This is a genomic window from Candidatus Thermoplasmatota archaeon, from assembly GCA_018814355.1.
Lineage (GTDB): Archaea > Thermoplasmatota > Thermoplasmata > UBA10834 > UBA10834 > COMBO-56-21.
Map to the genome: position 1 here is coordinate 17,936 of JAHIZT010000052.1, position 21,590 is coordinate 39,525.

Below are 21,590 nucleotides of genomic sequence, written 5' to 3' on the forward strand. Positions count from 1 at the left end.
TCTTGTCAATGACCACACGTCATTTAAAGGTTTGCGTGAGATGCTGACGCCGAACGCGCGCATCAGGGTATCCTGGACGCTGCTGGTTTTCCCCAGGCGAAGAGCCGAGCCTTGATCGAACCTCTCCTTCCCAAGTACCCGAACCCGATGGGGAAAATGAAGGACACAAGGACAACTGCGACCGCAAACGCTCCCAACCATATGCCGTTGCCAAGACCGCTAGTCCAAGTCAGGTCTCCCACGACGCTCGTTCCCAGGCTGTTTCGGGCCGAACCCCACCACCAGAGCAGCCCCATCAGCTGCGTCAACCCGGCGAGAGGAGTCACGAATGCCGCTGCCGAGCTGAGGATGAAGATCCACGCCCCCACCTTCCACGCGGAGCTCCCCTTCATGAACTGGTATAGGTTAGACTCCAACGGCGATATCTGGATCGAGCTTGTCGATATATTCATGGTGAGCCATGGGAGGGCGATCGCGACGAAAGCGATGAACGCGCCGATGACGCACAGCAGGTTGATCCGCAACTTCGCGGATGAATCGTATGGACTGAACGTCAGGAACCTGTTGGCCGTGCTAACCATCCTCCGCAACACGCTCGTGTTCGATCTATGCCCGGGCCCGATTGGCAGGCAAAGGCCCACAAGCACTACAGCTACGGACAAGATGCCGAGGTATGCTCCTAATGAGAGTTCCTGAGTCCCCTGCATGTCTCTGTAGGCGGCTGGGTACGCATACAGGAAGCCAAGCATCCCTCCCAGCTGCGCGAATCCGCCTGTCGGTGTCACGAACGCCAGACCTGAGCCGACCACGAACATCGAACAGGCGAGGATGAACACGGTCGTGAAGCCAGGCGGCCCCAACAGGATGTCATTGACAAGCAGATCGCGATAGTGGACATGATCGGGCAGGTCGCCGCCGATTATCCATGGAAAGAACAGGGACGCGAAGCCTAGGGCCGTCCCGAGCACGCACAGGACATTGACCTTGAGCTGGATTACGCTCACCCGTTGTGAAATCTGCTTGTTCCAGTATTAAGCCTTGTGACCGTGTTATCATGTGGCAGACTGCAGTCAAAACAGGCCAGCTGGCGAATCCACCTCAGCTAGGCCTTAGACAGGCTTCCCGGACATCTTGGAGAGCTCGACCTCGAGCCACGCCTTGACATCCTGCCTTGACCTGGCGTCGATCCCGAAGGTCTCTATGAACTTCTTCGTGGTGGTGAGCTCAATGCTCTTCCTCTTCGGCTTCGCCTTCACGAGTCCGAGGTCGACTAACTGCTTGACATGGTCGTATATCTTGTTCCCAACGAGGTCGAACATCTTGCTCTGGAGGACCGGCTGGTAGTACGCTATCAGTGAAGCTGTCTTGATCATGTCCTTGGGCACCTTGAGGTCTGCGAACCTCGCCGCCGGTTGGCTGAACTCCTTCTTGACCTGCATGGCGTACCTTGTGCCCATCTTGGCTATCTCGATGGCCCTGTCCGAGCCGTTGTACTCATCGATGAGCTTGTTCAGCGCCGACCGAATGGTCCTCACATCCAGGCCAGAAGCCGTCTGCAGGTCCGTGACCGTCACGGGCTTCGCGGCTGAGAAAAGCTCAGCCTCGACTATCCTCTCGCTCTTCACTTGACCACCGAAACCTCTTCCATCTTCTGTGCCTCGATGGCCGACGCGTCTTCGATCTGCGCGATGTCCCACGGGACCGTCAGCTCAAGGAATATCTCGCCGTAGGGCATCTTCTCCTGCCAGATGTGTATCTTCCCGATGCGGGCGAGGAACAGGATCGAAATGAACACCATGACCCGGTCAGCCTTGCCGGTCGTGTACAGGTCGGCTATCGGCACGGAGCCCTGACCGCACTTCTGGATCCTCTCCCAGACCAGGGCGATGTCCTCTTCCAGGTTCTCCTTGTGTGCCTTGTCGTCGAAGTCCGGCCTCTTGTACTTCTGCATGAACTTGGCCAGCTCCTGCCGGATGTCGCTCTCCTTCTTGGCCTCCTCGAACGCGTCCAGGAGGTCTATGAGGGTGACGGGCCTGTCGCACTTGCGCCTGACCTTCTCGTCTATGGGCATCTCATCTGTGTGCAGAAGCATCTCGCCGGTCCCGAGCTCGAACGGGTCCACGAACAGGTCCAGGTTCTCCGGGTTCCAGCCGTCGAACATCATCTCGACCTGCTCGGGCCTGTCGACCCTCAGCAGGACCTGCTCGGACTGGAGCTTCAGTATCTCCCAGGCCATGTAGACTATCTTCCCGGCTATGATGAGGTTCAGCTCAGAGGCCTTCTTGACCCTCTGGAGGTACATCTTGGAGAACTCGATCAGGTTGATGTCCCACGGGTTCATGCGCTGCGTGACCACTAGCTCGAAGACGAGCGCGACGCTCTTCTCGAAGGGGTCGTCCGATCCGACGAGCGTGCCTCTCTGCATCTCATCGACCATCTTGAGATAGCATTCGATCCTCGATTCCTTGCCCGCGCCTGAGTCATCCTCTATGATGGACTTCTGGAACATCAGGTGGTTCAGGACATCGCTGCATTCTGTCGTGAAAGTCATCTAGCTGGCCTCCTCTTCCGCCTTCGGCTGTTCATCGGTCTGCTCCGGCACGTCCGCGCCCTCGCCGATGTTGGGCTTCATGACGAGGTAGGATATGCCCTCGCGCTGCATCGTCACACCTATGATGTGGTCCGCCTCCCTGAGCGTGATGTTCCTGAGGGATATCTGTATGAACTGGGCGTTCTTCGCGCTCCTCTTGACGGCCTTGGCGACGTTCTCCGCGTTGATCCCGTCCAGGAACATGTCGACCTCATCCAGCAAATAGAACGGCGAGGGCTCGTGCGCCTGGATGGCGAATATGAACGATAGCGCGGTCAGGCTCTTCTCGCCGCCCGACAACGCCTCCATCCGGACGACCTTCTTGTCCTTCGGCCGCGCCTTGATGATGAGTCCGCCCGCGAGCGGGTCCTCCTCGTTCTCGAGCAACAGTTCGGCATCTCCACCGTTGGACAGCTCGGCGAAGATCCTTTTGAAGTTCTCGTTGATCCCGACGAATATCTTATTGAACCCGAGCTTCTTCTTGTCGTTGAGCTCCGCCACGAGCTTCATGAGGTTGGACTTCTGTTTCCCTAGCTGGCCGATCTCGTCCTTGAGCCCATCGAACCTGTGTCTCTTCTCCTCGTATTCGTCTATCGCCTTGAGGTTGACCGCCCCGAGAGTGGATATCTGTCTCTCGCAGTCCCCGATGGTGATCTTCAGGTCCTCGACGGACGGGACCTGCTCGGGCAGCTTGACCGCGGAGTACTGAGCGAGCTCTGATTCCGCCTCCTGTAGCTTCTTCTCGGTCTCGCCCACCTTCGTCTGGAGGCTCAGGACGAAGTCGCAGCTCGTCTGAGCCTTCGTGTGGAACTTCTCGATGCCGGCCTCGGTGTCAGTCTTCTTCTTGTAGAGTGAATCGCGCTTGGTCCTGAGGGTGTTAAGCTTGTCACCCATCGACCTCTCCATCTTCTGGAGGGCCTTGAGTTCGGTCTCCTGTTGGACCTGCTTCTCGGCGCTCTCCTCGCCCTTCTGCTTGAGCTCCTTGAGCTTGTCTTCGGTTTGCTGAATGCCGGCTTCGAGCTCGGCTTTCCTGCCCTGGACTAGCTCCATCTGCTTTGTTGTTGTCTGTATCTCCGAGTTGAGGTTCGCCACCTCGTTCGACAGTTCGAAGATCTCCGCCTCAAGCTCCTTCAGCTGCTTCGAGAGCTCGTGGGGCGTTGCCTCCATGAGCTTCTTGTCCTTGGTCTCCTTCTTCTTCTTGGTCTTCTCGATGTCGTCCTGGAACCTGCCCAGGTCGGTCTTCGTCCTGTCCAGGAGGTCCATGCTGTCGGCGATTTCCTTGTTCTTGGTATCCAGCTCCGCCTCGAGTGATGATAGCTTCGTCTCGAACTCCTTCTTCTTGGTCTCGAGCACTGCTATCTTGACGCTCTCTCCGCCGTCCTTGGTCGTGGCATCGTGGATCTGGGTCTCCAACTGAGATATGCTGAGCTTGAGCTCTGCGACCTCCGCCTGTATCTTCTCGGACTCCTCGATGGCCGTCCGGAGCTCTGCCGCCTTCTTCTCGATCTTGCTCTCCGACGGCGCGCCGAACTTCATCATGTTCTTGTCGAGCGTTCCACCGACCATCGCGCCGCTTGCCTCTGCCAGTTCGCCCTCCAATGTGACAAGTCTGATCCCGCCCATCAGTCTCCTGGCCTCTTCCAGGTTCTTCACGACGACGGTGTCGCCGAAGACGAACCAGAAAGCCGTCCTGTACTTCTCCTCGAACTTGACAAGGTCGATCGCGAATCCGATGGAGCCTTTGGCCGCCATTATCGCCTTGCCCCTCGGTCTGCCATCGATCATCTTGTTGAGCGGCAGGAACGTCGCCCTGCCGACCTTGTTCTTCTTGAGGTAGCTGATGCAGTCGGATGCGACCGCATCTGAATCGACAACTATGGACTGCATCCGGGCGCCTGCAGAGACATTCACCGCAGTCTCATACTCGTCTTGGACCTCAGCCAGTTCCGCGATTGTGCCATGGATGCCCTTGATTGTGCCCTTGTCCCTAGCCTCGAGGAGCGTGCTCACGGCGTTGTTGTAGCCCTTCCTGACCTGGTTGACTGCCTCAGCCTCCGCCTTGAACTGGTTGTACTCCCTCGTGAGACTCTTGATGGCGTTCTCCAGATCCTGATACTGCTCCAACAGCTTCCGTTCCTTGTTCCTCTTCGCCTGGTATTCTTCCTGGAGCTTCCTCGAGCTCTGGGTCGTGCCCTTCGTCTCGTTCTTGAGCTCCTTGATAGACCATTCTGCGTCCTTGAGCTCGAATTCGTAGGTCTTCTTCGTCTCTTCCAGGTTGGCGATGTCGATCTTCAGTCTCTGGACCCGCTCGTTGAGCCTGTCCTGCTCGAGGTTCAGCGCGTGGAGCTTCTCCTCCTTCGTTGTGACCTCTACCGACAGTCCTATGGCTTCCTTCTGGAGGTTGCTGAGATCGGAATCTGATTTGGAGATCTCGTCCTGATGCTCGGTAAGCCGTCCCCGCTTCTCCTCGAGATGTCCCGACTTCTCCTTGTGTGTCTGCTTGAGCGGCGCGAGCTTGTCATCCAGCTCCTTCAGGTCCTTCGTGACGGCCTTCTGGTCCTCCTGCTGGGCCACCTTGACCTCCTTGAGCGACTCGATCATCTCCGCGGAGTTCGTGACGGAATCCTTGGCACGGGCGATCTCCACCCTGAGGGTGTCGATCTTGTCCTTGATCTCCTTGGCCTCCTCGCCCCCGCGCTCGGTGATCTCCGCCTCCACGGCCGTGAGCTCCTGGCTGACCTCCGTGAGCTCCGCCTCCAGCTCCGTCTTCTTGGCTTCCGCCTTCTCCTTCTCGGCTGTGTAGTTGGTGATCTGCTCATTGACGGACGCGATCTCTCGTTCGATCGACACCTTCCTCTTCATCACCATGCACGCCTGCGATGAAACGAGTGTGTCGTGGAGGTCCTTGTACTTCAGGGCGCCCTCCCGGTCCGCGTCCAGCTGCCTCATCTGTTTCTTGAGCTCGTCGTGGATGATGGACAGGCGGTTGATGTTCTCCTCGGCTGCCAAGCGTTCCTTCTCGGCGCTCTGGATCTCCTCGTCGAACTTGGTTATGCCTGATATGTCGTCGAGTATGCGCCTGCGTTCCAGGTTGGTCATCTCGACTATCCTCGTGATGTCTCCCTGCTGGACGAAGTTGTACCCGTCCGCGCTTATGTGCGCATTTGCAAGGAGATTGTCGAATTCACCCAAGGAGGACCTTCTGTCATTGACATAGAAGTAAGAGTAGTATCCCTCCACGTTATCCGAAACGCGCACGACGCGCGTGAGCTTCACCGTGGCGGAATCGATCGGGATGAGCCTGTCGGAGTTGTCGAAGACCAGGCTCACCTTGGTCTCGCTTGCAGGCTTCTTGTCCTTGCCGCCGTTGAATATGAGGTCAGTGAGCTTTCCCGCCCTGATCACTCTCGAGCTGCGAGGACCCAGCACGAACAGGATCCCGTCAGAGATGTTCGACTTGCCTGCGCCGTTCGGCCCGGTGACTGCGCTGTAGCCCTCCAATAGAGGGATTCTCGTCTTCCGAGCGAACGACTTGAAGTTCTCGAGCTCGATCTCCTTCAGATACATCGGTTTCCTCTCCAAGCGGAATGCGAAAACATGGCGTGGCTGGAGCTTAGCTGCAATGCTGTTCTCTGCATCCCATCCCGTGAAGTCCGACATGTGTCGGACGCACAATAAAATGGGCTACAGAGTATATAATACTTAGGCCCACAAGTGGGCCTAGTTCGGCCGGCTCAGAGCCTGGTATGCGCTCAGAAGCTCCGTTCTGGACCGGTTCCAGGAGTACTCCTGGTCGTAGAGCTGTCTTCCCTTTCGCCCCATGTCGACTAGCGATTTGGTGTTTGATGTGGACTTGATCACAGCCTCAATGAATGCCGCCTTGTTGTACGGGATGACGATCCCGCATCCTGCCGCTTCGACCTTCTTCGCGATGTCCAAACCCTTGGTAGTGAGCATCGGCCTGCCCACCGCCATCGCGTTGATGATCTTGCCAGGGGTTCCAACCACATTGTTCGAATTTGAGGGGTCCATCATGGCGATAACGAGGTCGCTCGCGTATGTGATCCTGAGTGCCTCATCCGTATCGACCGTACCTATGAACTTCACAGCTGGGTTGTGCAAAGCCTCCCTTGACACCATCGGTTTGAGAGTCCCGTTCCCTGCGACCACGACGGTGATCTTGTCCGCTGCTGTGAAAGAGGTGACTGCCTCCTCAACGAATCTGCCCGGTTCGAGCGAACCTAGGTATGACACGACGAACCCTCTTAGCCCGTATCTGCTTCTGATGGCCTGGACGTCTGTTCCCTCGATCACGGACGGGTCCTGACTGGTCGTCACGACCCGCGCCCTATCCTTTCTGCCAGCGGACAACTCTTCAGCCAGGGCTTCGCTGACCGTTATGACGGCATCGGCTCTCCGGGCGCACCTCCTCTCCCAGGTCCACACGAGCTTTGAGATCGGGCCCACTTCATTCTCAATCATCTTTGCGTAGAGCTCGTGCGCATCGTAGAGAAGTGGTCTTCCTGACAACTTCGAGATCGCCATACCGAGTGGGAGAGTATCGAAATCATTTGCGTGTATGACATCGAATTCGATGTGCCTGCTTGCTCGCAAAGCCCTGATCCAGAACCTCGGAAGCCTAGCCAGAATCTTGCCTGGAGCTCTCTGCGGAGCCTTCGGACCTAGGCGGATGACATGGATTCCAGCCTCATCTGCCTCCGGAGGTCTGCTCATCTCCCTATCCCAGGCTAGGAGATGGACCTGGTACCCCGCGCTGATTAGCGCCCTGGCCTCAAGTTGGACCCTAGGGTCTGGCCTGTAGGGATTAGACAGCAGCATCAGGGTAGAAGGCATCGGCCAGTGAATCCACGGACGGGCTATAAAATGACATCCGTTTGTCTGGTCAGACCTTGATTACCTTTCCCTCGACCATGGATCTCTTCGCAGCCTCGATCAGCTCGACCGTCCTTACGCCGACGGTCCCGCTGTTCCTGGTCTCGTTCGTAGGGTCGCTGAACGACTGCACGAAGTGTATGAGTTCGTCTCTTATCGTGTTGTTCGGGTTGATCAGGATGTCCTTTGTGTAGCCGCTCTCGTATACGGTGATCTTCTGAGCGACTGCATCGATCAGGGCGGACCTCGTCTCGCCCGCGATGAATATCTGCCTGGTCTTCTTGGGCACCAGCCAGGAGATGTTCGCCATGGAGATCATGCCGTCCTTGAACTTGGATGCGACATAGGCCGTTTCCTCGCCATCCTTCCTTCTGAACGGCCCACCCGTGCAGCTCACCTCGACCGGCCACTGGTCCGTTAGATAGTTTTGGATGTCGAACATGTGCGGCGCGAGGTCGAATAGGACGTCCCTGTCGGGAAACGCCTTCTCAAGGTTGAGCCAGTCGCACTCTATCAGGTAGAGCTTCCCGAAGTAGTTCTCCTCCTTGATAAGGCGTCTGACCTCGTGCAGGGCGTTGTTGAACCTGAAGATGTGGCCTACTGACAGCGTTAGCTTCTTCTTCTGCGCGAGCCCGACCAGCTCCTTGCCCTCCTTCGAGTTCAAGGTGATGGGCTTCTCCACCAGGACGTGCTTCCCGGCCTCCAGCGCCTCCTTCGTGATCCTGTAGTGCATCTGGTTGGGAGTGCATATGTTGACCGCGTGGAGGTCCTTCATTGCCAGGAGCTTCTTGTAGTCCGTGAAGCCGTTCTTCACGCCGTACCTCTCCGCGCAGAACTGGAGGTTCTTCTCGTCCAGGTCGGAGACGCCTACCAGACTGACTTCTTCGACCTTGGTGTACTCATCGACGATCTTCCTACCCCAATATCCGACGCCTATGACACCGACATTGTACTTGGCCATGTGAATCCGCCTACTTGTCGTAGAACTCCTTGACGCAATCGACAACGTACTTGATCTGGTCCTGCGTGATGTCCGCGAACATCGGGATGGCGATGACCTCCTTGCAGCACTTCTCCGTCACCGGGAGCATGCCCTCCTTGAAACCGAACATCTGCTTGTAGATCGGCTGAAGGTGAATCGGTATCTCGTAGTTAAGTCCGACGCCCACACCTTTGCCGTCGAGGTGGGCCTTGAGCTCGTACCGCGTCTTCGTCCTCATGGTGTACAGGTGGTACACAGGCGTCACATCGCTCGTCGGGCCCGGCGGGAGCACCAGGTCTCCCACGCCCTTGAGCATCTGGTCGTACATCTTGGCCGCCACGCGCCTCTTGTCGTTCCACTCGGGCAGCATCTTTAGCTGCTCGATGCCGACCGCCGCGTTGGCCGAGTTGAGCCTGTAAGTGTATCCGATGATGTCGTGCTCGTAGTTGCTCCCCTTCTTGCGGCCGCAGTGCCTCATCCTCTGGCACGCGTCAGCGACCTTGTCGTCGTTGGTCGTGATCATGCCTCCGTCGCCACCCACGTGCATGTTCTTGGTCGGATAGAATGAGAAGCATCCTGCGTCCGCCAGGTTGCCTGCAGTATTTCCCTTGTAGCGGGCGCCGTGCGCTTGGCAGGCATCCTCGATGACCACTATGTTGTTCTTCTTCGCGATTTCGTTGATCTCGTCCATCGCCGCGACATGTCCGTAGAGGTGGACGGGCATGACGGCCTTGGTCTTCTGGTCGAGCGCGGCCTTCAGCTTCGCGGGATCGATCGTGTAATCCTTCTCCAGTACGTCGGCGAAATCCGGCACTGCACAGAATGGAACGAATGCGTTCGTAGTCGCGACGAAAGACATGGCAGGCGTCACGACCCTGTCCCCGGCCTTGAGTCCGTAGGCCTGCAGTGCCAGCTGGAGCGAGGCTGTTCCTGAGCTGACTGCGATTGCGTACTTCGACCCGCACATCTTCGCGAATGCCTCTTCGAACTTGAAGACGCTCTCGCCGAGCGTCAGCCTCTCGTTCCTGAGGGCGTTCGCCGCGGCCTCAATCATCTTTTCGGTCATGACTGGTTGAGCGATTGGAACCTTCATCTCTTTCCCTTTCCTTTGTTGGGCTTCCTCTTGTCCGCTCCCCTTGAACCGATCTTCTTCGCCGGGACGCCCCCGACGATGGCATTGGCCGGGACGTTCTTCGTGACGACAGCTCCCGCGGCCACCAGGGCGTTCTCGCCTATCGTCACACCGCAGACTATGGTGGCGTTGGCACCTATCGATGCGCCCTTCTTCACCAGCGTCGGGGTGACCTCCCAGTCGCCCACGGCCTTGGGCACTTTGTCGTTGGTGAAGCACGCGTGCGGTCCGATGAAGACCTCGTCCTCGATCGTCACTCCCGTCGGGATGAACGCGAAGGCTTCGATCTTGCACCTGTCGCCTATCTTGACCCCGCGCTGAATCTCGACATAGGCGGCGATCCTGCAGCTCTTGCCGATCTTGCACCCATACAGATTCACGAATTCCCGCACGATAGTGTCTTCTCCAACGTCCACGTCCTCAATGCTGTAGTACTTGGCCATCAGCTTCAAGGCAGAACCTCTTACTGCGGAATCCCGACCTAGCTATAATACATTATGGCGTATGATTCAAACCCTGATGGCCTAGAGAATGCCCACCCTCCCACAGCCTTGATCTACTGGCTTGGCATTTCGGCGGACAAGGTGGTAGTTTGGAGAGTATTGCAGTCGCTGGTGGAACGAAACCTTCGGTTCTGAAAGTGATAAAATCTGATTTGATTGCTTTCATAGCCTGGCCGTCCTTGCTGGTGGGACCGGTGTTCCTAGTGTTGGCAATGTTGTCTTCCGGGAAATCCACGGAGACTTCTGAGAGCGCGGACCCGAATCTCATGCCAACAATACTCGCTATCCTGGGAATTGTTGAGTTGACCTCAGGTGCCCTTCTCCTCGCTTGGAAGTCAAGCATTGTCGCTGACGTATTCGCACATGGCGTCGAAACCAGGAGTCGCCTGGTGAGTTACGACAAGGAGGCTGGAAGAGTGACATTCGAGTTTGCTTTTGAGGAACAGCAACAGAAAGCATCTAAGCACGTGTTCGGGCGCAAGTCGTTTCCAAACCCACAAGTAGGCCAAGAAGTCGTACTGATCGTCCATCATGACCGGCCAGACAGGTTCGTCATCCGCGATCAGTATCTGTGACACCGTCAATGCTTCCTGATGGCGAACTCGGGCGCGGACTTCAGTTCATCTGCCAAGTCCTTCCTTTCCATGCTGAGCGCAACGGTCGCCCGTATCCAATCGGCCTTGCTGCCGATGTCAAATCTTCTGCCCTTGAACTTCAGGCCGTAGAGCCCGCTCTTTCGGCAGACCAATCGCATCGCGTCCGTGAGCTGGTACTCGCCCCCCTTGCCCGGGCCTATCTTCTCCAGGGACGAAAATATGTCCGGTTGGAACACATAGCGGCCGATGATGGCAAGGTCTGACGGCGCCTCCTCAGGGGACGGCTTCTCCACCAGGTCGTCGACCTTGTAGATGTCATCCTTCACGCGCCTGCCCTTGATGACCCCATATCTCTGTATCTTGGACTTCGGTACCTGCTCCACTCCAACCACAGACGCCTTCACGTCGTCGAACACGTCGACGAGCTGACCGATGCACGGCTTGTCGCTGACGACGATGTCGTCGCCGAGCATGACTGCGAACGGCTCGTTGCCTATGTGCTTCTTGGCGCAGAGTATTGCGTGCCCTAGCCCCAGCTGTTCTTTTTGTCGGATGTAGAATATGTCGGCCATGGAGGCGATCCTCTGGACCTCCGCGAGAGCCTCCGAGTTGCCCGATTCCCTAAGCTTGTGCTCGAGCTCGTAGGATTTGTCGAAGTGGTCCTCAATCGCTCTCTTCCCTCTGCCCGTGATGATGATGATGTCCGTCATCCCCGACGCGACCGCCTCCTCGACCACATACTGAATCGCGGGCTTGTCGACCACGGGCAGCATCTCCTTGGGCTGGGCTTTCGTAGCGGGCAGGAACCTGATCCCCATGCCCGCAGCCGGTATGACGACCTTCATCGTCCGAATGAACATCTGGCAGCCATATAATCCTTTCCTGATTGCCTGGCCAGGCAATGGGAAGGGTTATTACTCTCCCTGCCGGTTGCAGGCTCGATGAAGATATGCGTCATCGGCGCGGGCTATGTCGGCCTCGCGACCGGTGTCATGTTCGGGAAGCTGGGGCACGATGTGTCCGTGGCGGACATCGACCAGGGTAGAGTCAAGACAGTAAATTCAGGGAGACTGCCATTCTATGAACCCCCGCTGGAGAAGGAGCTCGCGAGACTTGTCAAGAACGGCCTTCTCAAGGCGACGATGGAGACTGTCCGGGCAGCCTCAGAGTCCAAGTTCGTGTTCATCTGCGTCCAGACACCGTCGTTGCCGTCCGGCAGGATAGATGTCAGGCCGGTCAAGGCCGCCAGCAGGAGCATAGCGAAGGCCCTGAGACGCTCTGACAAATACAAGGTTGTCGTGGTGAAGAGCACAGTGGTCCCTTCCACCACCGATTCAATCGTGAAACCGATCCTCGAGAAGGCCTCGGGCAAGGATTTCGGGCTCTGCATGAACCCGGAGTTCCTCCAAGAAGGGAGCGCTCTCAGGGACAGCATGAAGCCGTCCAGAGTGGTGGTCGGCTCCGAGGACAAGCGCGCTGGCGACCTTCTGATGGCTCTCTTCGCCCCGATCAAAGCCCCAAAGATAAGAACCGACCTTCGCTCGGCGGAGATGATCAAGTACGCATCCAATATGTTCCTCGCCACCAAGATATCCTATTCAAACGAGATCGCGAACATGTGTGTCAGATTCGGGGTCGACTCCGAGGGCGTGCTGAAGGCTGCTGGCATGGACCCCAGGATCGGGCCCCTGTTCCTCAAGCCAGGCCTCGGCTACGGCGGCAGCTGCTTGCCTAAGGACGTCAAAGCCCTGAAGGATAAGGCACGGGCGGAGGGCTACAGCTCGAAGCTCCTGTCCACCTTGCTGGCGATCAACGACCTGCAGCCGATCGAAGGCGTTCGCATCCTCGAGGAGGAGATAGGGAGCTTGGAGACAAAGAGGGTAGCCGTTCTCGGACTCGCGTTCAAAGGCGGCGTGGACGATATCCGCGAGACCCGGGCGGTGCCGCTCGTGACTCAGTTGCTCGCCAAGGGCGCGCGTGTGGTTGCCTTCGACCCGATGGCGATGGGGAGCTTCATCAGACTAATGCCGACGATAGAGTACGCGGAATCCGCTGCCGAGTGTCTCGAGGGCGCTGACGGATGCATCATCCAGGCAGACTGGCCGGAGTTCAGGAAGCTCGGAAAGAGAGAGTTCTCCAAGATGAAGAGGGCAGTGATCGTTGATGGCAGGAGATGCCTGGATCCTCAGAAGGTCGAGAGGGCGGGCGCGAGGTATCTCGGGATCGGCTACGGCAAGGCCAGGAAAGGATAGGCCAGGAATCCGAGAAACCATAATATGCAGCTAAGGTTTTCTGAAGGTGCCAATAACATGATGATAAGCGTCGTCCTCAACCTGCTCAACGAGAAGAACCACATAAGGGACCTTCTGGACAGCCTCGTGACGCAGGAGCTGCCGTTCGAGATAGTCATAGTCGACGCGGGCAGCTGGGATGGCACTGTGGACATCGTCAGGAAGTACATGGAAGGCCACCCCGAGGTCGCCCTGTACCATCGCCCGGGAACAAGGGGCGAGAGCACCAACTTCGGGCTCCTGAAAGTGAAGGGGGACGCGATCGCCACCATCGGCGGAGACTGCATCGCGAACCCATTCTGGCTGAAGGAGCTTAGAAAGACCCTTAAGACGCACGACATCGCCGCTGGCAAGACGATCAACATCGGCTACCACGCCTTCGAGGACCTCGAGCGTGTGGAGTTCTATCACCGTGGCATGGATATCTCGTATCCTAGCGGCAACATGGCCTGGCGCAAGAAAGTCATAGACGATGTCGTAGGGTTCGACCCGTGGTTCGTGACCGCTGAGGACATCGATCTCAATTATAGGGCGGTCGAGAAGGGGTACACCCTCGGCTACAACGAAGACGCAATCGTGTATCACAGGATGAAAGAGAGCTTCCGCAAGTTCTTCAAACAGGCCTTCTGGAACGGCTGGGGCAGGAAGCAGCTCACAATGAAGCACGGCAGGCTGTGGTCGAGCTACAAACCGCAGAGGTTGCTCGAGACATCCAGGTCCGTCTGGGCCGTCGCGAGGCTGTTCTTCGCGGTGCTCGGATACTTGGTGTGCAAATTCTACGAGCGGTCACCGTACATGCCGCCCACAGGCAAGCGGCCGCGGAGATTCAGGCTAGTCTTCCCAGGGAGGTGATCGCACGGACAAGGGCAAGGTGTCGGTCATCATCCCGACAATGAACGAGGAGAAGAGCATCGGCCTGGTGATCGGCGAGGTCAAGCAGGCCCTGGGACACAGGCCGTTCGAGATCTTGGTCGTGGACACAGACTCCAAGGACCGTACCAGAGAGATCGCATCCGGGACGGGCGCTGTCGTCATCGATGAGCCTCGGAGGGGTTACGGCCGTGCCTACAAGACGGGTTTCGAGAAAGCCTCGGGCGACTACATCGTCACGCTCGATGCGGACATGACCTATCCGGCATCTGACATCCCAGCACTCCTTGACATGCTCGAGGGCAAGGCCCTCGACTTCATCACGACGAACAGGTTCGCGCGGATGGAGGAGGGCGCGATGGGCGCGAAGCACAGGTTCGGGAACTGGGTCCTGTCGACGGCCACGAGGCTGCTCTTTCGAGTCAAGGTCAAGGACTCCCAGAGCGGCATGTGGGTGTTCAGGCGTGCGATACTGAAGGACCTCATCCTTAAGAGCGATGGGATGGCTCTGTCAGAGGAGATCAAGGTGGAGGCGTTCAGGAAGTCCAAAGCGGCAGAGGTGCCGATCACCTACAGGCAGAGGGTGGGTGAGGTCAAGCTCAGCAGTTGGCATGACGGGTTCGGGAACCTCAGATACTTGTTCAAGAAGCGGTTCTGATCAGTCCTTGTTCGAGGAGTTCTTTCCTTTCTCCAGGAGCAACAATAGCGCGAATATGAGTATCAAGATCCCGGGCAGAATAGAGAGGCACAGAAGCACCAGATCCCCAGCCTGTTTATGGGGCTGGTCGAACACTTGTATCTCGGTCAGCGACTGGTTGGAGGTCACCACGATCCATCCGTTGCCCACGACCTCACCGTTCGGTCCGTTGAGGACCTCCACCCGCACCATCTGTCCGATGTCGACATCAGACGGTGCGATTAGCACCATTGCGAAAGTCGGGTTGATGTCCCGGACTAAGAGGCTTTTGTTCCCGACGGTCCCCCTCACTTGATAACCTTGATGGATGACCTCACCGTCCTTGACGAGCCTTACCTCCATCAAGACCTGCCCGTAGAGGGTCGCGTTCAGCGCCTGGTAGGAGACAGCCACCCCGTCCCTCTCTGCGCTGGTCGCCAGCACTAATGACCCGAACACGTCGTTGATCACAATCGGCGACTTGTCGCTCTTACTGAATATGTCTAGCAGCGTCATGCCGCCAGGTTCGCGCCTGAAGACCCAAGCTGTGATGGTCGTGTAGTCGTAGGACCAATTCAAATCCAACTCCGTGGGCAATCCGAAGAGTCCTATCGAATCGTTCCCGGCTTTGTATGTTATCGTCGGGCCCGGCAAGCTCTCGTTTGTAGGTCCTGGGTGTCTCGCGAGTCTGCCGAAGTCATACCATGATGTGGACGCCAGCTGGAGCTCGATGTATGTGTCATCTACGGATGATGTGTTCGGAGCGTAGATGATCGCGCCCGTTGCGTTGTGCGTTGTGATCCCGTCATAAGGATCCGGGTTGGACCACTCTTTGAAGTACGTGACCATATTCTGGTAGGACATCGCTGACTCGATAGCCAACATGCGTATCTCGAACGGAAGATTTCTCCTCTGCAATTGGTCCATCAGATTCCCGAAGTCCACTGCCCAAGCGGTCTCGTATGACTCAGCGGCCTCAAAAGCTTCCATGATGGTCCCGTGGAAGATGCTATCGTACTTCTTCCCCTGGTCGGAGAGCGCTATGAGGTCGTTCATCACTGGCTCGAGCCTCGAGAGGTTGTAGACTCCCATCGTTGCTGAATATGGCGAATTGACCATCGACCAGTCAACATACGCGTCCACGATTCTAGCACCGAACGCCTCGGGTGCCAGGTTCGTGTCGATTGCTAGGCCGTCCAGGACTTGCGTGTATGGAAGACCTTGGAACGGGACGTCCTTCTCCGAGCTGACGAAGATCCTGGTGTACTCTCTGATCTGGTTCAGCATCTCGAAAGAAGCCTCCGCGCACGAGTCGATGATGACCATGTCCAGAGGCCTTCCGAGGCTCGATGTGGAGCTGACGAGGGCAGACCTCAGCTCTGGAAGTGACATGATGTCCGTGCCGTCAGGGCACAGGCCGTGCCAATTCGCCCCGTGTCCCCAGAGTATCAACACATATCTCTGCGCTGGATACGCGGACACGGAGAAGTTGATGAACGCGCTGAGCGTGTCCGGGGATGCCATGTTCACCTCTCCGCTCGGAGGTATCACGATGCCCGAGTCGTTCACTCTCCACGAGACTATCGTTGGGTCGAGGCCGTTCGGATCCTGCTGCACCCTCAGCAGAGTCGTGTTGCTGTCGCCGTACTCATCTACAAGGGCGATGATGTTCGTCCCCGCCATCTGCTGCGCGGCCTCCATCTCGTTGACGTCGTCCTGCCAAGATAGGATCGGGGTCGCGTCGTCCGCCATATAGACCATTATCGTCCAGGTCGTCACGGTCAGGTCCGCTTTCATGGCCTTGGACGATATTCCGACTGGGCTCATCAGGATAGGAAGAAGAAGGATGGCGGTCAGAAGGATCTGCGGCCGGCTCATCGAACGATTGATACGGTTGGACAAGTACAATAAGATTTCATTTCTTGGGTCCCGTCTTGACAACGCCTGCAGCTTCCAGGCATCTCCTTATGTCCTCCTCGAACCTCTTGAGGCTCTTCCTCTGGTAGAGACAAGCTGCTGGATGGAATGTGACGAAGAGCCGGACCTTCTTCCCGGCGATGGTTAGTGGAATCTCCTTTCCTGCCAGGTCGGATATTTTATCTCTGTTGTTCAATAAATAGTTTGCTGCCGTCTGGCCCAGAGCGCAAACGACTTTCGGAGAGACGTCTCTCAACTCCGATTCGAGGAACATGGAACATTTCTCGACCTCATCCCTCCTGGGTTTTCTATTGTCTGTCGGCCTGCACTTGACTAGGTTTCCGACAAAGACCTGATCACGACTGGCGCCAGCTCTCTCGATGGCGTCATTGAGAACCTTCCCTGCGCGACCGATGAAAGGCTGTCCCTTCAGGTCCTCGTCCTTCCCTGGGGCCTCGCCGATGAAGAATATCCTGGAATCGCATGGACCGTTTCCGGGAACCACCTGCGTCCTGCTCTTTGACAGACGGCATCTGGTGCATCTGAAATCAATCTTGCCGCAGGTCATGCCAGGTCCTTTGCTTTGAAAAGTGAGATGAGCTCGATGCCGTGTTCCGTGAGCATCTCCTTGGCGCCCTCTTCGCGGTCCACCACGACGATGGCCTTGGACACATTGGCGCCCTTCTCCCTGAGCGCGCTCACGACTCTCATCGTGGAACCACCGGTGGTAGCGACATCCTCGACTATTACGAACTTCTCTCCGGGCAGGACCTCTCCCACGATGAGCTCCTTCGTGCCGTGGTCCTTCGGTTCATTCCTCACCATAACGAACGGTCTGTCGGTCTCGAGCGCTACCGCGACCGCCAGAGGCACTGCTCCGAGGGCCATGCCCGCTATCTTCGCCTCGTCCACGAACGGTGCCATCGCCTTGCCTATCTCGCGAAGCACCTTCGGATTCGTGCTCGCGCGCTTGATGTTCACGAAGTAGTTGCTCTTCTTGCCGGATGCGAGTATGAACTCCCCTGTCTGCACGACCTTCATGTCCTTCAGCATCTGCTTCAGCATGGCCTCCCACCTACCAGGGCACATTCTTCTTGCCCAACTTATAACCTATGATGTTCACGCCTCTGTGAAGGAGCGGGACGACGGCCAGGAATAGCACCAGGCCGAAGATCCCGTCGCCTTCGATGTAGTGGTCGATGAACCAGCTGGACTGGAAGATCAGCACGAGCACGATCGCCCCTGCGACGAAGTTGTACTGGTCGAGCACAGGCGCCTTGTCTCCCCGGCCGATCTCGAGCCGCCTCTTGACGAACGAGCCCAAGCTGTCCCCAAGCATCGCACCGAAGCCGAGGCTCAGCACCACGCACAAAGACCGTGGCCAATCGCCGAAGCCCCACGAACTCTCGGTCCCAAACAGGTCCGCGAGTCCGATCTGGACTATGCCGAACACCACGCCTGCCAGCGACCCGCCAAAGAACCCCCTCCAGGTCTTCCCATCTCCGAGGACCCTATTGCCTCGCCAGATCTTGCCGAAGTCCATCGGCCTCCCACCGCCGAAGAGCACTGCCGCGGAGTTTGGTATCAAGGCTGGCAGCATCAGCCACACGCCCGCCAATGCCGCCTCGATCGGCGTCATTCGGACGGCATATCGCGGAAGGTCGTATTAATGTGAACGCAGAAGAGCCCTCGTCTTGTCTGCCGGCTACAGCTGCAGCCCTTTTCTCTTTGCTTGAACGCGTTGCAGGGAGGCCGCCTTGGGCATGGGTTTCTCGAAGAAGGCGTTCACATCTTCCACGGAATCCTCAGTTCTCTTGGCGGATATCGTGTCCGTGAAATGGATCGCCCGCTTGTCGAGTATGATCGCCACGCCCCTGTCCGTCTCGCTCCTGATCAGTCTTCCGATGGCCTGCTGGAGCTTGCGTGCGGTCGGGGCTTTCACCGCCCTTTCCCATCCCCTTCCGAACCTGATCTCGCAGAAGTGCTGGAAGGCGCGTTGCTTCGCCGTCGGCTTGGGGTAAGGGATGCCCGCGAGTATCGCAACCTCCATCTCCGTACCGGGGAAATCGATCCCCTCGCTCACCCTGCCACCTGCTATCGCATGAAGGAACGCCTTGCCTGGTGATAGCTTGAAATCGTTCACGACCTTCATGAAGTCTCCCTGTCCCATCCCCTTGCTCTCGAAGAACACGTTCCTGCCGAGGAGCGCAGTGGCGGTCTTACTCGATATCTTCTGCATCAGGGCGTACGACGGATAGAACACTATCGTGCTCCTGGGCACCCGGTGGGCGAGCTCCGTGATGCGCTCCGCCAGCCTTTCGATCATGCCATCATCACGCTCGATGTCATCGTACTTGGTCGTGACATCGTCCATGAAGAGAACGAGCCGGTTCTCAGGAGGAAATGGGGATGGTATGTCCACTAGCCTTGCGTCCTTTGGCAGCCCGATGGAGTCTCTGTACTCGTCCAAAGGTTTCAGAGTCCCGGACATATGCACGCTCGCGTGACACTCCGCAATCGGCCTGCATGCGATCGCTGAGTCCAGACAATACGCCTCGAACGCCTTCGCGTCGTCGTACTTCGTGATGAGCTTGACATACTCGCTCTCTTCCAGGGTCTGCCAGAATGTGAGGAACCCCGCGGTGCCGTGGACGTACGACCTGGGCAGTCTCCCGGCGAGCTTCCTGTGATCCCTGACCATCTCGCCGAAGTTGGCGATCTGGGACAGAACGCCATTCAGCCCCCTGCTCGTCATGTGGGTGCCAAACATCAGTTCCTCCTCAAGCTGCGACTGAGGGATGATCCCGTCCTCGTCGATCAGGTATTCCTCAACGGCCTTGTCCAACGCCTCCTCGGTCATCAGGAGGACGTCCCGGAGGCTTATGCCGTCCCCGACCTCAGGGTCCCCGAACTCGTCCACCTCCTTCTGGGCGAGCTTGAGTACGATCTCACTCAACGCAGCGGACTCGAGCTCCCTCGCGTAGGACGGCAGGTTGTGCGCCTCATCCACGATCAGAACGATGTCCTGGAGCGACGATGCCATCCAGTCCATGAGGGCGTGGCGAATGAATCCGTCGAAGAACATGATGTATGGGGTTGCGACGACGTCCGCCGCAGGGACGTGCATCTTCGCGACTTCGTATGAGCACAACCCTCTGTCGACGCAGTACGCGGAGAACTCCTCGGCTGTCGGCAGCTCCTCCCTCGCGTAGCGCATGATCGGCGTGAGATCATCAGAGACTGTTGCCGCATAGTACTTGCACGCCTCCTCCTCTCCTCTTATGACCTTGGCCTTGCGCTCTCCGCAGACCTTGGATAGTTCTTCCGGGCTGCCTTGCGAGAGCTCATGGTCAGTGCGCGCCAGAGGGCACATGTTCTTCCTGCCCTGGAGCGCGACGGCGAACACATTGGTGCGCTCGGCGATCTGACGGAGCTCGAGCATCACCTGCCTCTGCTGCGAGTTCGTGCGTGTCACGTAGAGTATCTTCTTACCCCTCTCCTTGCAGAACTCGACGCACGCGGCCAGCGAGCACACGGTTTTCCCTGTACCGGTGCCGCTCTCGACCACCAGGTGCGCGCGGTCATGGCAAGCGTTCCCGACAAGCTCCATCAGCCTGTCCTGTCCTGGCCTAGGGACGTACGGGAATATTCTAGATGCCATGTGATTGATGGTTAGGGCCGGTGAGGTCTAATCGCTTTCGCTGAGAGAAGTGAAAGTAGAAAATGAGCTGCTGGAGGTGGTCTGCGACTATTCTCTGTTCCAGATGTCGTCAGGGATATCGGCGTAGACGTTCTCCGAGATGCCATCTCCGGAGGTCAAGCCCTTCTTTCCCGTCAGGAGCTCATGTATGCGCTCCTTGCGGAACATCCAGTAGTGTATTCGCCACTCGCGACCATCGTAGAGCGTCGTCTCCTCTCTCTCGGTCATCAAGATGCCCGCGTCCTCGAGCATGTAGAAGGCGTCCCTGTCCTCGGGCTCGAGCACGTTGTCGATGATGCGCTCGCTGTACCCGAAGAAGTTCATGACATGCTGGGCCATTGATCTGGCTTCCTCCTCCGGCATGCCCGCCTTGTCTATGCTGTTCTTGATGGCCTTCGTGAGGTGCTCCACCGTTAGGGTCGAGCCTGCAGATTCCCCATCCGACTTCTTCAGCTTCGTTAGAATATTCATGTTCTCACGGCTGCTTCTTACCACTATTATCCCCCTCTCAGATGGTTCAGACAAGAATCTGCTTTCGCAACATTCATTTAGCAATTCGTCATATAAATATGTTCGTTCACGACGGCTCATTGTTCGCACGCGCGCTAGGTTTCCACTGGAAACCGGCCAGTATGTGGATTGGACAGATATGTACGGAGGATGAGGAGATGTTGGCGGAGTTCAGCGTGGTGCCGATTGGCAAGGGCGAGAGCGTGAGTCAGTATGTCGCGGAATGCTTGAAGATTGTGGAGGCGTCGGGCATCGCCTACAAGCTCAACCCCATGGGAACCGTGCTGGAGGGGGATTATGACGCTGTCATGGCGGTGATAAGGGCGTGCCACGTGCGAGTCATGGGGATCTGTCCAAGGGTCATGACGACTATCAGAATAGATGACAGAAAGGGCGTTCAGAACGCCCTCGAGAAGAAGATCGCCTCAGTGGAAAAGAAGGTCGGAAAGGAATTGGAGAAGTAAATTACGGAAATGGTTTGAGAGCGTCTAGTCGCACAGCGTTCAAAAGACGAAGTTCAGGTTCGTGAACCAGAAACCGACGACGGCAATCAGGAACGCCGCGGATACTATCATCGCGGTCCTGACCCACTTCTCCATGTCGGTTCTGACTATCGCACCCAAAAGCAACGCAACGGTCAGTATGAACATCCCAAGGGACTTCACTACCTGCCCTGCGTTGACTCCGCCTTCCGTGTCCATCAATCCAATCAGCCATGACCCGACCATCACGAGCAGCAGGCTGACCACTACCGCAATGGAAAGCATCAGGTCAGACACCACGGTCTTCACGTAGTCGACTGCTGGCTTGTGCGGCGGTTGATAAGCCGGCTGGTACATCGGGTACGGACCCTGTGGTCCAGGTTGTCCAGAAACCATTTTTATCCCTTCCATTTCGATAATGGTGTCAACATGTAATATCTCTTTCGGA

21 protein-coding genes are annotated in these 21,590 nt (G+C 57.3%); 5 read left to right on the forward strand and 16 right to left on the reverse strand.

What is annotated here, in order from left to right; all coding sequences use genetic code 11:
- Positions 1–62: 62 nt before the first annotated feature.
- From KJ653_03475 to KJ653_03510, 8 genes are all read right to left on the reverse strand, one after another.
- Positions 63–1,004 carry a hypothetical protein gene (locus tag KJ653_03475; protein MBU0684894.1) on the reverse strand — a complete coding sequence of 314 codons (942 nt, stop codon included), beginning with the start codon at positions 1,002–1,004 and terminating at the stop codon, positions 63–65.
- Between the two features lie 105 nt (positions 1,005–1,109).
- Entirely contained in the window at positions 1,110–1,625 is a 516-nt protein-coding gene (locus tag KJ653_03480; GenBank protein ID MBU0684895.1) for an SMC-Scp complex subunit ScpB, read from the reverse strand.
- Positions 1,622–2,551 (reverse strand): hypothetical protein, encoded by a 930-nt coding sequence (locus KJ653_03485; GenBank protein MBU0684896.1) that lies wholly within the window; start codon positions 2,549–2,551, stop codon positions 1,622–1,624. The genes KJ653_03480 and KJ653_03485 overlap by 4 nt, the downstream gene beginning before the upstream one ends.
- Positions 2,552–6,265: a chromosome segregation protein SMC gene (gene smc / locus KJ653_03490; protein ID MBU0684897.1), complete on the reverse strand. Its 3,714-nt coding sequence runs from the start codon at positions 6,263–6,265 to the stop codon at positions 2,552–2,554. It lies immediately after the preceding gene.
- 45 nt (positions 6,266–6,310) lie between these two features.
- A complete protein-coding gene (locus KJ653_03495; GenBank protein MBU0684898.1) occupies positions 6,311–7,444 on the reverse strand; it encodes a glycosyltransferase family 4 protein in 1,134 nt (377 codons plus the stop codon).
- A 49-nt stretch (positions 7,445–7,493) separates the two neighbouring features.
- Entirely contained in the window at positions 7,494–8,444 is a 951-nt protein-coding gene (locus tag KJ653_03500; protein MBU0684899.1) for a Gfo/Idh/MocA family oxidoreductase, read from the reverse strand.
- A 10-nt stretch (positions 8,445–8,454) separates the two neighbouring features.
- Positions 8,455–9,558 carry a DegT/DnrJ/EryC1/StrS family aminotransferase gene (locus tag KJ653_03505; protein MBU0684900.1) on the reverse strand — a complete coding sequence of 368 codons (1,104 nt, stop codon included), beginning with the start codon at positions 9,556–9,558 and terminating at the stop codon, positions 8,455–8,457.
- Positions 9,555–10,040: an N-acetyltransferase gene (locus tag KJ653_03510; protein MBU0684901.1), complete on the reverse strand. Its 486-nt coding sequence runs from the start codon at positions 10,038–10,040 to the stop codon at positions 9,555–9,557. The genes KJ653_03505 and KJ653_03510 overlap by 4 nt, the downstream gene beginning before the upstream one ends.
- Before the next feature lie 149 nt (positions 10,041–10,189).
- On the opposite strand from KJ653_03510, the gene KJ653_03515 reads away from it, so the two are divergent.
- A complete protein-coding gene (locus KJ653_03515; GenBank protein ID MBU0684902.1) occupies positions 10,190–10,675 on the forward strand; it encodes a hypothetical protein in 486 nt (161 codons plus the stop codon).
- A 5-nt stretch (positions 10,676–10,680) separates the two neighbouring features.
- Here KJ653_03515 and galU read toward each other — a convergent pair whose 3' ends face one another.
- Entirely contained in the window at positions 10,681–11,550 is an 870-nt protein-coding gene (galU, locus tag KJ653_03520) for a UTP--glucose-1-phosphate uridylyltransferase GalU (GenBank protein MBU0684903.1), read from the reverse strand.
- 87 nt (positions 11,551–11,637) lie between these two features.
- Between galU and KJ653_03525 the strand changes: the two genes are divergently transcribed.
- Genes KJ653_03525 through KJ653_03535 form a run of 3 tightly spaced genes read left to right on the forward strand, consistent with a single transcriptional unit; the run spans position 11,638 to position 14,515 of the window.
- Positions 11,638–12,948, forward strand: a complete 1,311-nt coding sequence (locus KJ653_03525; protein MBU0684904.1) for a UDP-glucose/GDP-mannose dehydrogenase family protein — start codon at positions 11,638–11,640, stop codon at positions 12,946–12,948.
- Between the two features lie 57 nt (positions 12,949–13,005).
- Positions 13,006–13,839, forward strand: coding sequence for a glycosyltransferase (locus tag KJ653_03530; protein MBU0684905.1), 834 nt, complete (start codon positions 13,006–13,008; stop codon positions 13,837–13,839).
- A gap of 40 nt (positions 13,840–13,879) precedes the next feature.
- Positions 13,880–14,515 carry a glycosyltransferase family 2 protein gene (locus KJ653_03535; protein ID MBU0684906.1) on the forward strand — a complete coding sequence of 212 codons (636 nt, stop codon included), beginning with the start codon at positions 13,880–13,882 and terminating at the stop codon, positions 14,513–14,515.
- On the opposite strand, the gene KJ653_03540 is transcribed toward KJ653_03535, so the two are convergent.
- The 6 genes from KJ653_03540 to KJ653_03565 form a co-directional block, all read right to left on the reverse strand.
- A complete protein-coding gene (locus KJ653_03540; protein MBU0684907.1) occupies positions 14,516–16,411 on the reverse strand; it encodes a hypothetical protein in 1,896 nt (631 codons plus the stop codon).
- 37 nt (positions 16,412–16,448) lie between these two features.
- Positions 16,449–17,018, reverse strand: a complete 570-nt coding sequence (locus KJ653_03545) for a uracil-DNA glycosylase (GenBank protein MBU0684908.1) — start codon at positions 17,016–17,018, stop codon at positions 16,449–16,451.
- Positions 17,015–17,515 carry an orotate phosphoribosyltransferase gene (locus KJ653_03550; protein ID MBU0684909.1) on the reverse strand — a complete coding sequence of 167 codons (501 nt, stop codon included), beginning with the start codon at positions 17,513–17,515 and terminating at the stop codon, positions 17,015–17,017. Before KJ653_03550 ends, KJ653_03545 begins: the two co-directional genes overlap by 4 nt.
- Positions 17,516–17,525: 10 nt before the next feature.
- Positions 17,526–18,089 (reverse strand): CDP-2,3-bis-(O-geranylgeranyl)-sn-glycerol synthase, encoded by a 564-nt coding sequence (locus KJ653_03555; protein ID MBU0684910.1) that lies wholly within the window; start codon positions 18,087–18,089, stop codon positions 17,526–17,528.
- A 66-nt stretch (positions 18,090–18,155) separates the two neighbouring features.
- Positions 18,156–20,111: an ATP-dependent DNA helicase gene (locus KJ653_03560; GenBank protein ID MBU0684911.1), complete on the reverse strand. Its 1,956-nt coding sequence runs from the start codon at positions 20,109–20,111 to the stop codon at positions 18,156–18,158.
- Positions 20,112–20,198: 87 nt separating this feature from the next.
- Entirely contained in the window at positions 20,199–20,621 is a 423-nt protein-coding gene (locus KJ653_03565) for a hypothetical protein (GenBank protein MBU0684912.1), read from the reverse strand.
- A gap of 197 nt (positions 20,622–20,818) precedes the next feature.
- Between KJ653_03565 and KJ653_03570 the strand changes: the two genes are divergently transcribed.
- Positions 20,819–21,124, forward strand: coding sequence for an MTH1187 family thiamine-binding protein (locus KJ653_03570; protein MBU0684913.1), 306 nt, complete (start codon positions 20,819–20,821; stop codon positions 21,122–21,124).
- 39 nt (positions 21,125–21,163) lie between these two features.
- Here the strand turns inward: KJ653_03570 and KJ653_03575 are convergent, their stop codons facing one another.
- On the reverse strand, positions 21,164–21,553 hold the full coding sequence (locus KJ653_03575; GenBank protein ID MBU0684914.1) for a hypothetical protein: 390 nt from the start codon (positions 21,551–21,553) through the stop codon (positions 21,164–21,166).
- Positions 21,554–21,590 lie beyond the last annotated feature (37 nt).

Bases quoted from the DNA above. Each gene is read 5' to 3' on its own strand.
- KJ653_03485 (MBU0684896.1), bottom strand. From the start codon at position 2,551: ATGACTTTCACGACAGAATGCAGCGATGTCCTGAACCACCTGATGTTC.
- KJ653_03495 (MBU0684898.1), bottom strand. From the start codon at position 7,444: ATGCCTTCTACCCTGATGCTGCTGTCTAATCCCTACAGGCCAGACCCT.
- KJ653_03500 (MBU0684899.1), bottom strand. From the start codon at position 8,444: ATGGCCAAGTACAATGTCGGTGTCATAGGCGTCGGATATTGGGGTAGG.
- KJ653_03505 (MBU0684900.1), bottom strand. From the start codon at position 9,558: ATGAAGGTTCCAATCGCTCAACCAGTCATGACCGAAAAGATGATTGAG.
- KJ653_03510 (MBU0684901.1), bottom strand. From the start codon at position 10,040: ATGGCCAAGTACTACAGCATTGAGGACGTGGACGTTGGAGAAGACACT.
- KJ653_03525 (MBU0684904.1), top strand. From the start codon at position 11,638: ATGAAGATATGCGTCATCGGCGCGGGCTATGTCGGCCTCGCGACCGGT.
- KJ653_03530 (MBU0684905.1), top strand. From the start codon at position 13,006: ATGATGATAAGCGTCGTCCTCAACCTGCTCAACGAGAAGAACCACATA.
- KJ653_03535 (MBU0684906.1), top strand. From the start codon at position 13,880: ATGAACGAGGAGAAGAGCATCGGCCTGGTGATCGGCGAGGTCAAGCAG.
- KJ653_03540 (MBU0684907.1), bottom strand. From the start codon at position 16,411: ATGAGCCGGCCGCAGATCCTTCTGACCGCCATCCTTCTTCTTCCTATC.
- KJ653_03545 (MBU0684908.1), bottom strand. From the start codon at position 17,018: ATGACCTGCGGCAAGATTGATTTCAGATGCACCAGATGCCGTCTGTCA.
- KJ653_03550 (MBU0684909.1), bottom strand. From the start codon at position 17,515: ATGCTGAAGCAGATGCTGAAGGACATGAAGGTCGTGCAGACAGGGGAG.
- KJ653_03555 (MBU0684910.1), bottom strand. From the start codon at position 18,089: ATGACGCCGATCGAGGCGGCATTGGCGGGCGTGTGGCTGATGCTGCCA.
- KJ653_03560 (MBU0684911.1), bottom strand. From the start codon at position 20,111: ATGGCATCTAGAATATTCCCGTACGTCCCTAGGCCAGGACAGGACAGG.
- KJ653_03565 (MBU0684912.1), bottom strand. From the start codon at position 20,621: ATGAATATTCTAACGAAGCTGAAGAAGTCGGATGGGGAATCTGCAGGC.
- KJ653_03570 (MBU0684913.1), top strand. From the start codon at position 20,819: ATGTTGGCGGAGTTCAGCGTGGTGCCGATTGGCAAGGGCGAGAGCGTG.
- KJ653_03575 (MBU0684914.1), bottom strand. From the start codon at position 21,553: ATGGAAGGGATAAAAATGGTTTCTGGACAACCTGGACCACAGGGTCCG.